Origin of the sequence: Methanocella paludicola SANAE (assembly GCF_000011005.1) — an archaeon.
Taxonomy (GTDB): domain Archaea; phylum Halobacteriota; class Methanocellia; order Methanocellales; family Methanocellaceae; genus Methanocella; species Methanocella paludicola.
In genome coordinates this window covers 33,631-46,534 of the sequence record NC_013665.1, presented here as the reverse complement: position 1 = coordinate 46,534, position 12,904 = coordinate 33,631, and the positions used below count along the sequence as shown (strand labels likewise).

Here is a 12,904-nt window from a genome sequence, read left to right as displayed (position 1 = left end):
TATTATATGGATGGTGCAGGACCTACCGTTTTCGAGCGGATTGAGCAAAAGCTGTCCGCTATGGGCGTGCATGTGGATAACTCGGACATCGCCGAGGCCTTGAAGCAGGTGGATGCGAGCCTTAGCAGCGACCCGGCCGACATGGAGAGCAAGCTGGCCAGGCTGGAGCTTAAGGTGGTCGAGCTCGCGAGGATGCTGGATGCCGCGCTGTCGGCCATGGATGCCGGCAACGGCCAGACGGTCATCGCCCCCGTAGGGGCGGCCGTCGATAAGCGCGAGCCCGCGAAGCCGCAGGGCGGCCACAAGATCAAGAAGCTCCAGCAGAACCCCGCCACCGGCGTCATCGAGGAAGTGGAGGTCGAGGATAATCCCGCGGACCACTTCATCGTCGCGGACGGCCGCGGGCGGTACATGGGCAACGCCAAGGGCGGGGACGAGCCCCAGCATAAGAAGAGCGTGTTCATCGCGGCCAGGGACGATGAGCCGGTAAAATCCGCTAAAAAGTAAAAAGCCATATCTGCGCTCGATGAAGATCTACCGTAATGCATCCATAGCGCAGCTTTTACATCCACGATGGCCTGGCACCATTGATCATTTTTTTCTCATAACTGGTCGATAAGTTTATGTAATGTAACGTCAACTAAGAGCGCAGCGTATCCGCGATTTACATGAAGCCCCGATAGGGTAGTGGACATCCTTGGAGCCTGCGGAGCTCTAGACCTGGGTTCAAATCCCAGTCGGGGCGCTTTACTCTTTGGTATAAATCCCACGATCAGGATCAATATCCTGAGTACTTTACTTAAACAAAACCTATAAATTGACGGCTCAAATTCGTGTCGTCCCACGTCTATATCGGGCCCGATTCAACAACAAATGAATATCGGGAGCGTTTAGAGAGAATGCCGTGTTCTGAAAGAATTTATATGGGGCGTATGCGTATGATAAAAATTAAGGGGCGTCATGGTCTCCAAGCCGGATTTACAAAAGAAGGATGAAGATAAGGACAAGAAAGAGCTACTCGAAGAGTTGAAGGCCCTCCGTGGCCATTATTCCCGGCTTAAGGCCGCAGTGGATCGTTATGAGCGGGTCGCGGGCAAGAAGGAGTTATATCGTGGCCTGTACGACCTCGAAGCCGAACGTGACCGCATCAAAGCGCAGCACGACGAGTTGAGGGAGGACGAGGCCCGCCGCAAGGTCGCCGATGCCGTCGAATTCGAGCGGAAGCTTCTCTTCGACGTGCTGGAAAATCTGCCGGCTTTCATATATTTACAGGCCCGGGACCACTCCATACGCTTTGCCAACCAGACCTTCCGTAAAATTTTCGGTGAGCCCGAGAACCGTCCGTGTTACGAGCTCATTCAACGCAGTGATGCGCCCTGCCCCGATTGCCCGACGTTTAGGGTGTTCGACACTCTTCTGCCACAGCAATGGGAATGGACGGATAAGATGGGCAACATATATCAAATTTATGATTACCCGTTCACAGACGTCGACGGTACGCCGCTGGTGCTCGAAATGGGCATCGATATCACCGAGCGCAAGCGAGCCGAGGAGGCGCGGCGAGAGAGCGAGGCCAACTTAGCAAAAGCTCAACGTATCACGCATTTGGGCAATTGGGAGTGGGACGTGAAGGAAGATAAGGTATTTTGTAGCGACGAGTTCTACAGGGTATTCGGCCTGGACCGCAGGGACTACATCACATTTGCAGAATTCATCGATACGCTCTACCCCGGGGACAAGGACCGAGTTAACCGGGCGGTCGAAGCGGCCCTGTATAAAGGAGAGCCCTATAGCATCGATTATTGTGTCATCTGGCCCGATGGAAGCGAGCACATTATCCATGCGGAAGGTGAAGTCACCTATGGTCAGGGAGGAGCACCAATAAAAATGTTCGGGACCGTCCAGGATATTACCGAGCGCAAGCAGGCAGAGGAAGAGTTGCTGGCGAGCGAGGAGAAGTTCCGTGCATTAGCTGACACGTCCTTCGTCACTATAGCCGTCCATAGGGGTGGTAATTTATTATATGTTAACAACGCCACTGTAGAGCTTACGGGGCATTCTAAGGACGAGCTTTTGAAAATGCAGTTCTGGGAAGTATTCGCTGAAGACGAGAGGGAGTCTATTAAAAAGCGTGCCTCTGATAGGCTTGCCGGCAAATCGGCGTCAACTAGCTATGAGACCAGGATTTTAACAAAGGATGGTCAAACCAAATGGGTTAACCTGACGGGAGGAGTATTCACCTTTGAGGGTAAACCGACTATTATTACGACTTTGTTCGACATTACGGGCATTAAAAATGCGGAGAACGAGCTTAAAGAGTCTAAAACTCAGGCCGAGCTGTACGTGGACCTGATGAGCCACGATATCCGCAACATGAACCAGGTCGGCATTGGGTTCCTCGAGCTAGCGTTGAAATCGCCGGACATCGATAAAAAGGATAAGGAGCTATTGCTGAAGTCCATGGGTGCATTGGAGAACAGCACTCGACTAATCGATAACGTGAGGAAGCTGCAGAAGTCCCAGACCGGAGAACTAAAGCCGTATGCGGTGGACGCGTGTGAGGCCATCATGAGGGTGCTCGGCCACTACTCGAACATGCCCGGCGTGAAAGCCACTTTCAACTATAAGCTACCACCGGGCTGCACGGTCATGGCCAATGATTTATTGTACGAGGTATTCGAGAACCTCGTAGGCAACGCAATCAAGCATGCCGGCCCGGAACCGACCATCAACGTCAAATTCGAAATCATTGTGTTTAATGGCAGGAATTACAACAAGTTCATTGTAGAGGATGATGGGCCGGGGATACCCGACGACCTAAAACCGAGAATCTTCACCCGGAGAATCCATAGCGGCGCCAGGACTCGTGGCAGTGGCCTCGGACTGTTCATAGTAAAATCGCTCGTGGACAGCTACGGCGGCCGCGTGTGGGTCGAGGACCGGGTAAAAGGAGATCATACGAAGGGCGCCCGGTTCGTGGTCATGCTGCCAGCCATAAAAGCAGAATAAAAGTCAAGGGTTCAAATCTGCTTTTTAAAGAACGCTTCGTTATGAGTAAGGCAAAATCATGGGCTCCGTCTATATCCCCCCACGTCTATATCGGGGTGTATAGCCAGTTCAGCGTTTTGGACACTTTTCCTATAAAAATCATAGAATAATATTATTTCTCAATGGCCGGTAGCAGCACCACGTATCGGCAACCGTCCTGGCCGTCGGCCGCGCGGTCCTCCATATACACGCTGCCCCGGTAGTTCTCTGCCAGCTCACGGACAAGGTACATGCTGATGTCCCGGTCCACGGTCTTCCCGTACCCTTTGAGCCGGTCGTAGGCAAGCGCCTCTTTCGCCTGGGGCGGGCACGACCAGCCGCTGCCCTCGAACACCACGCGGCAGTATTGTACACCCCCGGCCTCCGTACGTTCAAGCCGGACATCAACGGCTGCTGGCCCGGCGGAGCGCCGGGAGATGCTGTCGATGATGCCGGTGAACAGGTCGGGCAGCATGTCGTTCGCCATGACGTGGCAGCTTCCGCCTGCGTAACTGATCGTTATTCCGCGGCCGTCCTGGGCAGGGTACTCCGTGGCCAGCGAGCCCAATGCCGGCCCGAGGTCCACCGGGCGGAGCGCGCCGCCGGCGCTGGCACGCTGCAGCTTCCGTACGTACTCGATGAGCCTGGTGCTGTTCCGGAGCGAATGCTGCGGGATGGCGATCAGCTGTCGATCTTCGTCGCTCAGCTTAAGCTGTTCCTGCGCCAGTTCTAGGAAACCGATCCCGGCCTGGTTCATGTTGGTGATGTCATGGCCCATCAGGTCCAGGTATAGCTCGGCCCTTGCCCTGGCCTCCTGCAACCTGGCCTCGATCTCGTTTCGCTCTGCAGCATAGCGTCGTATCAGCAAATAGAGGAGCACTGAAGTGGCCAGGATGAACATCCAGCCTTTGGCGATGCTCAGCGTTGTATAGATCGTACTGTTCGGGGACAGGCGGCTGACGAGCAGGTCGCTGGTCAGGATCCAGATAACGCCGAAGAAGACGTAGATGAGCACTATCTTTGCAGCCGTCAGCCCTGTCAGACCCGTACCCGGGTGATCAGGAACACGCTTCACGACGATGTGCCTCCCGGTAGAACACAGTGCTTGGTGAATTTCATGCGTATAATTATATATTGCAGTCGCATTACAATGAAACTTAGCCGTATATTGATTGACAGAAATGTAATGTTTGTCGTACGACTTTCGTCTAATGTAGAGCCTAACGCCGTGTTGGGGCGTTCACTCGGGGCGCTCATACATATCGGTTTAAATCTCCAATAATATCGAATTGAATTATCCGAAACAACTCTCGACAGACGGTCCAAATTCAGTTCGTCCCACGTCTATTTCGGGGCATAAGGTATCTTTTAAATCTGGACTTTTTCTTATAAAAATCTGTGGATAATATTATTTCTCAATGGCAGGAAGCAGGACCACGAACCGGGCGCCCTGTGCGTGGTCCCCTTTCACGCGGTCCTCGACCCAGAACATACCATGATAGTCATCCACGAGTATCTTAATCAGGCACAATCCGAAGCCTTTGCCCTTCGCCCTGGTGGCGGCGAGGTTCAGACGGTCGAACAAGGTGGCCTTGAGTGAATCGGGGATGCCGGAGCCATTGTCCTCCACTTCCACACGGCAATACCTTTTACCTTTAGCGATGACCTGGCACGCGCGGATGTTAATCACCAGAGGGCCCTTCGAGTGTTTTATCGCATTACCGATGAGGTTGATGAACACGTCCTTCAGCAGGCTGTTGGCCTTGATGAAATAATGATCATCCTGGCTGTAATTAATCTTAATATCCCTTTTCGGGATTCTGTCGAAATGTTTTATGGCGTCCCCGACGACGGTGCCAACGTCGAGCACCTGGGGCTCGTACAAGCCCATCTTTTCCTGCTGAATCTTCCGCACGCTTTCGATAAGCATGGAACTGTCCTTCAGCGAATTCATCGCCTTATCCAGGAGAACGATGTTGTCCTCGCCGAGTTTGCCCTCCAACTCTATGATGTTATGGGCCAGCTCGAGGAACCCGAGGCTTACCTGGTTCATATTGTTGATGTCGTGGCCCATTAAATCCACGTACAGCTCGGCCTGGGCTTTTGCTTCCTTAAGTGCCTTCTCGGCTCGTTTGCGCTCGGTAATAGGCCGCGTCGTGATCACTATCCCATCCACCCCACGGATGCCGATCATGTTATTACCGATCGACTCGACTTCCAGGTACGAGCCATCTGCTTTCCTGATCCGGAATTCGGTGGGCGTCCCAGGGTTCGTACCTTCATAGACTTCTCCCAGGTCGTTCCTCACACGCTCCCGGTCATCCGGATGGATGAATTCAAAGGGCGACTTTCCCAGCGTATAGCCGGGCGGATAACCAAGTATCTTTTCCGATGACGGCGATTCATAGATGATATGCTCCTCCTTATCCAGGATACGAATGATATCCGACGAGTTCTGGATCAGCGACCGGAACCGGACATCGGCCGTTCTCACTGCCTCCTCAGCCAGCTTGCGCTTAGTAACATCGAAGGTCGCCGCCAGGCCTGCCGGTTTGCCCCCGTATTCAATGAGGCCTGTGGCGAAATCCACCCAGCCCTCCCGGCCATCCCTGGCACGGTACTTCACCTCGTACTGGTTAGGCACCTTTTTGCCCAATTGTCTTTTCCTCGACCGCTCTTTCACCATGAACTTAAACTCAGGGTGGATCCAATCCCATGCATCCATGGTTAAAAGTTCGTCTCGCGAGTAGCCGGTCAATACCTCGGCCATGGGGTTCACGTAAACGTACTTCTCGCCCTGGTAGAGGAAGATAGCGACCGGGGAAGTCTCCGTCAGCACCCGGAACTTCCTTTCGCTCTCGCGGAGAGCCTCCTCGGCCCGCTTGCGCTCGGTAATGTCCCGGGATATGCCCTGCACGCCCACGATCCTCCCGCCCCTGTCGGTAATGGCCGTGGTGGCCACTTCTATGGGAATAAGGTCGCCCGCCTTATTGATGATCCACGTTGCGTAAGGAGGGATATCCTCTCCGCGCATGCGCTTAAGCAATTTTTCTTTGATGGATCCGTGGCACTCCGGCGCTATGAAATCCCATATGGGTTTACCCACCATCTCGCCGGGCCTGTATCCGGTCACCCTCTCCACGTTGCTACTGATGAACGTCAACCGGCCCTGGAGGTCCATCTTCCAGATGACGTCCTTCGAGTTCTCCACCAGGAAACGGTATTTTTCCTCGCTTTCCCGCAGCGCTTCCTCGGCCCGCTTGCGCTCGGTGATGTCCTTGAACGCCACGAAGATGGCAGGCTCGCCCTTGTAAACGAACCTCATCGCCCAGACGTCCACGTCCACGACCTGGCCGTCGACCCGGACGTACTTCTCCTCGATCATGGGCACGGCACTGCCGCCATGGCTCATAGCCTTGATGCGGTCCCTCACGATGTCACGATAGTTCGGATGGATGATCTCATCCAATACCGATTTTCCTGCTACTTCGCCGGGACTAGATGCCCCCAATATTTTGGCCCCGACCTCGTTGATATAGGCGATCTTACCGTCGACATTAACCCACACCCCATACAACTTCTGCTCCAGCAACTGGCGGGTAGTATCCTCGTTATTCCGCAAATCGGCTTCCAGCCGCTCCGCTCTAGCCTTATATTCTTCGAGCTCCTTATTTCGGGCTTTTAGCTCGGCGATAATCCTGTCCTTGTCCCCGGAATCTACAATACTGGTGCTGCCAGATTTCTTCCCGGACTCGGATTTCAATCCCATACCACCGACCCAAATGAAAATATATCCATTGGATAGTAATCCCTATGCTTGATATTTATATCGGAGATAAACTTACATGAATTATTATAAATATTTTGTAATATAATAAAGGCTAATATATCAATTACCATACTTATTATTTTGAGATTTTAGCCTTAACCTTATAGTATAATTTGACCTTCTTACCCTCGCGGGGTTCTTCCGGATGTACCAAAGCGTAGATTTGTTAATGCCCAGTTCATTCCGATGTTCGGGCGTCATGTTCAGGATATACTCCCTGGTCTTGTTATCGTCATCCCGCTTTATCGTGACATCAGGCACGTTGAATTGTAGTTCTTTGTGCTTGTCGACTATGTAGTTTGCGAGCATTTGTACGTTATGCTAAGGAAATACTGGTAGTCGTACGGCTTTTTGCCCAATGCAGAGCTTAACCTCATGTTAGGGCGTTCAGTCGGGGCGCTTTTCCTTCTAATGTCTTTATTATATGAAGAATAATATATTAAAAAAAGCCTGCCTGTTTGCCGATTTAGCGAAGATAGGCACGCGCAAATGTGTTTTCATCATATTCCGCGGAAATGGCCCGCCCTTTTCAGCGAAAAAACGCCCGCGGGAAAAAATTGCCACGACATGTTAGAGCAGGGTTAATCCCCTCCAGCACCTAGCTATCACACACCCGAAAAAGGAAAACAGGAGCTTACACATGTTGGAATTCGCCAAGGAAACAAAAAAAGTTATCATGTACTACATACCCGACCGGATAAGGGAAGAGCTCGGCGACGACGGCCGCATCATCGACCGCATCAAGGTCGTCAGCTTCCCGGACAGGCAGAACACAAGGGGGGTCTTCCTGTGTACCACCAGGGACGACGAGATCGAGGAGGTCTCGCCCACGCCCATGCAGGCCTGCGGCCTGGTGACCGTGCTCGACGGTAAGTTCGTGCTCATACACAGCGAGGGGGAGACCACGCTCCACTTCACCAACGCGAAGTCGGAGGAAGAGGTGATCGACGAGGTCTACCTGCTGTCAGAGAAGAACGGCCTGGCCAAGGGCATTTCCGCCTACAAGAGGATGATGCCCCGGCTTAACGCCTCCTGAGCCTTTTTACCAATAGTTTTTTCTCATCCCGGCCGGTTCTGGATGATCATGAGAGTTATAGGCCTCGCCGGCAGCCCCAGGGCATGGAACAGCGCCACTCTTAGGCTAGTCGAGGCTGCGGCCGAGGGGGCGGCTGGCGCGGGGGCGGACATAGAGGTCATTGAGGCGGCACACCTTAACATAAGGCGGTGCCGCGGCTGCGGCCGGTGCTTCGCCACGGGGCGCTGCGCCCAGGACGACGATTTTTCCTATTTGGCGGAGCGGCTGGAGGCGGCCGACGGCATTATCATGGGCAGTCCGGCGTACGCCGGGGGCGTGACTGCGCCCGTGGAGACGATCATGGAGCGCATGTGCGACGCTGCCCACTGCAGGCGCTTCGAGGGCAAGTACGGCGCCGCCATTTCCATATCCCGTGACGGCGACGAGGGCTATGTGCTGGAGCACATCGGCCGTTTCCTGGACGGCTGTGGCGTGGCCGTGGCGGGCGGGCTGGCGGCATCGTTCGACGGGAAGGGCGATGCTCTCGCCATGGCAGAGGAGCTGGGAAAAGAGCTTTCCCTGGCAATAAACGAAAGGCGCCTCTACCCGGAACACGAGGAGGCGAAAGAGCGCTTTCTGCGGGAGTTCGGGGAGACTATCGTCTCCAATAAGGAACGGTGGGCCCACGACTACAGGTACTGGCGCGAAAAAGGGTGGGTATGATCAGATGAGCGAGCGCAGGTAGCCGAGGTAGGGCAGCTTGAACCGGGCGATCCCCAGGATCCACTTCTTCTGCACAGGCTGGTCGTAGCATATCGTGGGGGCCATCTGGTCGTAGATGCCTCCGTTATTATCGCCGAGGGTCATGAACCCGGACTCCTGGGCGATATGCTCCACGCCCATGCTGTCGGTGTACATCACGTCGCCCTTGTTCACCCACTTCATGGCCCGGTGGATCACGTATGGCCTCGACGTGTCGCCGTAAGGCTCGTAGACTATCACATCCCCATAGTTGTTGTACATTATGTATCCGGTCGACGTGGAGTTCTCGAATGTCTGGACGTCGCCCCGGCCCAGCCCCTGGATAAAGACCAGGTCGCCGTTCTCCATGTTGGGGTACATGCTGATGCCGTTCACGCTGACCATCGGGGGCCACATGCCCGCGTATAAATACAGTGCCGCCGCGATGACGGCCACTACTGCCAAGGAGAAGGCCACGTCCTGTAAGAGCCCGTAAACTCCCGGATATTTCTCCGCGAACGCCTTTAAGAACTCGGGTGTCTTCACCATGGCGACTCATCCTTAACCAAATTGTTGTAGACAAAGCCCCCATCCTATTAATATTTTTTCGCCTGCCCTCCCGTAAATTTACCGTTGCAGCGCCGCATATTTTAAAAGAGCATCAATCGAAACATAGAACGCCGGTCGGCTTTCTAGGGCTACAGGCGAGCACCGGTAATCTTTACAAAAAAATACAAGAGCGCCGGCGGTCAAGAAATATATATAAATAAAAAAGAATTAACATATAATGATATTTATGGCAAATAAAATGGGGGCACACAGGAAAGTACACATTGGCGGCACCATCGACAGGGACGTCGCCGAGTGGCTGTCGAAGACGAAGGGCGGGGAAAAATTTTCCACCCACTTGAACAATATACTCCGGGACGCGATGGAAAGCGGCACGCCGCGGGAAATTACTTCCATATCGCAGTTTAAGAGCACCGTGGAAACTCTGCGGCAGAGGGTCATGTCCCTCCAGGACCGGGTGGAGAGCCTCGAGTCCGGCCGAATATCCCGAAGGGGCCGGCCCAGGAAGGAGCAGATCGTTCCCGAGGCCCCGGGACCGGAAGGCTACGACGTTCACGCCGATATCGACTGGTTCATTTCCCGCGACAAGTACAAGAAGATCAAGCCGGAGACCATGGAGAGGGCCTTCGGGGTCGTCGCCCGGGAGTTCGACAGGGGCGAGGAACTGACCGTCGGCACGTTCAAGCCCGGCTATAACGTAGAAGAAGTGGGCGTGCCGTACCCGACTTTTAAGCTATTCTACTTCCCGCTTATAAGGGACCGCATGCTCATGAAGGGCATGATCGAGAAAGTGGAGCACGCTGGCAAAAAAGGCGTATACCGGAAGCGCCAGGCCTGAAGGGCCTATTCCTCTTCCTCTCCGCTTTGAATGCCCTCGGCCTCGATCTCCTTCGAGTAGTCGATGAGCAGCTCGCCAAGTTCCTTAGCGTAGCGTGGGTTCAGCTTGAACCGGCCGATCCTGCGGTCGTTCCTGACCTTGGCTATCTCGATGAACGACTTGCCGTACTTGTCCACGTCCATGCGGATGGTCATCTTCCACCCTCCGCCCATGTTGATTTCCCTATCTTCTACCAGGGGAACGCCTCCTCTGCTTTACTAAGATTCCTCACGTCGATATAACCGTTTCCGACGATAAGCGTATTTTCCTCGAAAAATGGTAATTATATATACTATCGGGCTTGTCATATGAACAGCCATGATGTTCGAGAAGGTACGCACGGTCCCCACGGCCGACGAGCTGCTGGATAAGGCCTACTCCAGGGCTGCCAGGGCCGGACGGGGAAAGATCAAGGAAGTCACCGACAGGGAGGAGCTGGAGGAGTCCATGCTCCTGACGTCGAGCAATATCATCACCGATAATCTGAGGAACATCGCCGGCGACTGGCCCAGCCTGGGCCGGATGAGCGACTTTTATAAGGAGCTTACCGATATCATGGTAGGCATTGACCGGCTCAAGATGTCCCTTGGCTCGCTGGACTGGGCCGCGTCCAAGGTCAAGGAGATCTCGAGGAAGTACGTGGGCATCATGCGGAAGAGCCAGGACCCCGTGCTCGTACGGAAGCAGGCCTACGGCCGCATCTCCTCCATCGTGTACGACATCGACAAGGACCTGCGGTTCCTGAACGACGCGAGGAATAAATTAAAGGACCTCCCGGACGTCAAGGAGGAGCCCACCATCGTCGTCGCCGGATACCCGAACGTCGGCAAGTCGAGCTTCGTGTCGGACATCACCGGGGCGAGGCCGGAGATCGCCCAGTATCCTTTTACTACGAAGAGCGTCACCATCGGCCACTTCACTTTTAAGCGAAAGCGCTACCAGGTCATCGACACCCCGGGCCTGCTGGACAGGCCGCTCGAAGAGCGGAACGACATCGAGCGCCAGGCCATCTCGGCGCTGCGCCACGTGGGCAACGTCACGCTGTTCATCATCGACCCCAGCGAGACCTGCGGGTACACGCTCAAGGAGCAGTACAACCTGTTAAAAGAGGTCCGGGACTTCATACAGATGCCGGTCCTGGTCGCCGCCAACAAGGTCGATATCCGGGGCGGGGACGAGGAAGTCGAGGCCGACATGCGCATGTCCACGCTCAAGGGCGAGGGCGTGGTCGAGGTCCGGGACCGCCTCGTGGAGATGATCGAGGCCCGTAAGCCCGAGGAGAAGCCGGAGGAGCCCGGCGTGGAGCTCCCGCCGTCCCGCAAGAAGAAGAAGTGAGGCGGATGTCCCGGTCCATCTGGCTGGTCGCGCTTATCAAGAAGACCTTCTCAGGCCGTTTCACGCTGGCCCGTACCACCGGGCTCCCGGTCATCGGGGGCATCGTCGACCATCTATTCTTCAGGGACGACCGGATGGTATACCTGCCCATGGACCGCGTGGTGCAGATCAATAAAAAGCTCGAAGAGCCTTCCCAATCCTTTTTACCCTCGGCCGTGGCGGAGCACTTCGTGAGGAGCGCGAGCCGGCGCTGGGTCATGAACGAGTGCATCTGCCGCTCGGCAAGCCACTGTGAAGATTATCCTGCCGGGCTGGGCTGTCTCTTTTTAGGCGAGGCCGCCGCCCACATCGACCCGAGGCTTGGCCGCCCCGTTTCCGAGGCGGAGGCGCTCGAGCACCTGAAAAAGTGCCGGGACGCGGGGCTCGTGCACATGATCGGCAGGGACCGGCTGGACGCCGTCTGGCTGGGCGTGAGCCCCGGCCATAAGCTCATGACCATCTGCAGCTGCTGCCCGTGCTGCTGCCTGTGGAAGATGCTGCCCGTACTGTCCGGGGACATTGGCTCCAGGTTCGTGAAGATGCCGGGCGTGAGCGTGTCCGTCCGGGACTCATGCATCGGCTGCGGCAAGTGCGAGAGGGCGTGCTTCCTGAGTGCCATTAAGGTCGTGGACGGCCGCGCCGCCATAGGCGGCGATTGCCGGGGCTGCGGGCGCTGCGCCGACGTCTGCCCCAGCAAGGCCATCGTCGTAAGCGTTGACGACCGCATGGCCGAGGCCATCGCCATGGTCACATCGTCGGCCGATATTAGCTAAGCCACACTAAAAATAATAAGAATGCACGAAGATTGTTTCAGCCTCAAAGCGGCTCGAAGCTGGCTCTAAGCTCTCAAAGACTTTTTAAAATAATATTATTATATCTTCGTGTAGCTTCAGGCTCGCTTCGTGTCGCTTCGTGGCTGAAAAAGTCTTCAAGCATTCTTATTTCATTTTCGAGCGGCTTGAGGGGAGCCGCGAAAAGCTTATAAGACCGGCTCAGGCAATGCATATTGGAAGTGGGCACATGGAAGACAAAGACCTCGAGAAAGTGACGAAGATGCTGGAGCGCGGCGGCACGATGCTCGCGAAACACTGCGAGTGCGGGGCGCCCCTGTTCAAGTACCAGGGCAAGGTCGTCTGCCCGATCTGCGACGCGAAGAAAGAGGAGCACGCGCAGACTCAGGAGCAGGCAAGGCTGGCGGTGCCCGTTGAGACGAGGCCGGCAGTATCGCCCCAGGCCATGGAGACAGTGAAGAGCACGCCCATCATGGAGATCCCCGAGAGGCGCATGAGCGTCGTGGTCGGCAGCGAGGAGCTGGACGACGCGGCCGTCGAGGCGGCGGTCATCGCCAAGATCAACGACATCGCGGTGCGGCTCGCCTCCGAGACCTACCCGAACAAGATCCAGATATACCTGGACATCCTGGAGAGGTCCCTACGGGTGCTCAAAGAGCTGCACGGGATATCCCGTTAAT

13 protein-coding genes and 1 tRNA gene are annotated in these 12,904 nt (G+C 55.2%); 9 read left to right on the top strand and 5 right to left on the bottom strand.

Translation table 11 applies throughout. From position 1 onward, the window contains the following. Positions 1-6 precede the first annotated feature (6 nt). The 3 genes from MCP_RS00290 to MCP_RS00280 all read left to right on the top strand — a co-directional run bounded on the left by MCP_RS00290 (position 7) and on the right by MCP_RS00280 (position 3,009). Positions 7-507 (top strand): hypothetical protein, encoded by a 501-nt coding sequence (locus MCP_RS00290; protein WP_012898807.1) that lies wholly within the window; start codon positions 7-9, stop codon positions 505-507. A 166-nt stretch (positions 508-673) separates the two neighbouring features. Then, a tRNA-Arg gene (locus tag MCP_RS00285) sits at positions 674-745 on the top strand. A 215-nt stretch (positions 746-960) separates the two neighbouring features. Further along, positions 961-3,009, top strand: coding sequence for a PAS domain S-box protein (locus MCP_RS00280; protein ID WP_012898806.1), 2,049 nt, complete (start codon positions 961-963; stop codon positions 3,007-3,009). A gap of 151 nt (positions 3,010-3,160) precedes the next feature. Here the strand turns inward: MCP_RS00280 and MCP_RS00275 are convergent, their stop codons facing one another. From MCP_RS00275 to MCP_RS00265, 3 genes are all read right to left on the bottom strand, one after another. Further along, complete coding sequence (locus tag MCP_RS00275) at positions 3,161-4,102, bottom strand: HAMP domain-containing histidine kinase (RefSeq protein ID WP_012898805.1); 942 nt, start codon at positions 4,100-4,102, stop codon at positions 3,161-3,163. Positions 4,103-4,435: 333 nt separating this feature from the next. Then, the gene (locus tag MCP_RS00270) at positions 4,436-6,796 is read right to left on the bottom strand and encodes a PAS domain-containing protein (protein WP_012898804.1); all 2,361 of its coding nucleotides are present in this window, start codon (positions 6,794-6,796) and stop codon (positions 4,436-4,438) included. Between the two features lie 120 nt (positions 6,797-6,916). Next, positions 6,917-7,165 (bottom strand): hypothetical protein, encoded by a 249-nt coding sequence (locus MCP_RS00265; protein WP_012898803.1) that lies wholly within the window; start codon positions 7,163-7,165, stop codon positions 6,917-6,919. Positions 7,166-7,496: 331 nt separating this feature from the next. Between MCP_RS00265 and MCP_RS00260 the strand changes: the two genes are divergently transcribed. Beyond that, positions 7,497-7,892: a hypothetical protein gene (locus tag MCP_RS00260; RefSeq protein WP_012898802.1), complete on the top strand. Its 396-nt coding sequence runs from the start codon at positions 7,497-7,499 to the stop codon at positions 7,890-7,892. 48 nt (positions 7,893-7,940) lie between these two features. Next, positions 7,941-8,594, top strand: coding sequence for a flavodoxin family protein (locus tag MCP_RS00255; protein WP_012898801.1), 654 nt, complete (start codon positions 7,941-7,943; stop codon positions 8,592-8,594). Here MCP_RS00255 and MCP_RS00250 read toward each other — a convergent pair whose 3' ends face one another. Next, a complete protein-coding gene (locus tag MCP_RS00250) occupies positions 8,595-9,161 on the bottom strand; it encodes a S26 family signal peptidase (RefSeq protein ID WP_012898800.1) in 567 nt (188 codons plus the stop codon). 247 nt (positions 9,162-9,408) lie between these two features. Between MCP_RS00250 and MCP_RS00245 the strand changes: the two genes are divergently transcribed. Beyond that, the gene (locus tag MCP_RS00245; protein WP_231845117.1) at positions 9,409-10,020 is read left to right on the top strand and encodes a hypothetical protein; all 612 of its coding nucleotides are present in this window, start codon (positions 9,409-9,411) and stop codon (positions 10,018-10,020) included. A 5-nt stretch (positions 10,021-10,025) separates the two neighbouring features. Here MCP_RS00245 and MCP_RS00240 read toward each other — a convergent pair whose 3' ends face one another. Beyond that, a complete protein-coding gene (locus MCP_RS00240; protein ID WP_012898798.1) occupies positions 10,026-10,232 on the bottom strand; it encodes a hypothetical protein in 207 nt (68 codons plus the stop codon). 145 nt (positions 10,233-10,377) lie between these two features. Here MCP_RS00240 and MCP_RS00235 point away from each other — a divergent pair, with 145 nt between their 5' ends. The 3 genes from MCP_RS00235 to MCP_RS00225 all read left to right on the top strand — a co-directional run bounded on the left by MCP_RS00235 (position 10,378) and on the right by MCP_RS00225 (position 12,903). After that, positions 10,378-11,394, top strand: a complete 1,017-nt coding sequence (locus MCP_RS00235) for an NOG1 family protein (protein ID WP_012898797.1) — start codon at positions 10,378-10,380, stop codon at positions 11,392-11,394. Positions 11,395-11,399: 5 nt separating this feature from the next. Further along, positions 11,400-12,206 carry a DUF362 domain-containing protein gene (locus MCP_RS00230; protein ID WP_012898796.1) on the top strand — a complete coding sequence of 269 codons (807 nt, stop codon included), beginning with the start codon at positions 11,400-11,402 and terminating at the stop codon, positions 12,204-12,206. A 247-nt stretch (positions 12,207-12,453) separates the two neighbouring features. Beyond that, positions 12,454-12,903, top strand: coding sequence for an Sjogren's syndrome/scleroderma autoantigen 1 family protein (locus MCP_RS00225; protein WP_012898795.1), 450 nt, complete (start codon positions 12,454-12,456; stop codon positions 12,901-12,903). The last annotated feature ends 1 nt before the right edge of the window (position 12,904 follow it).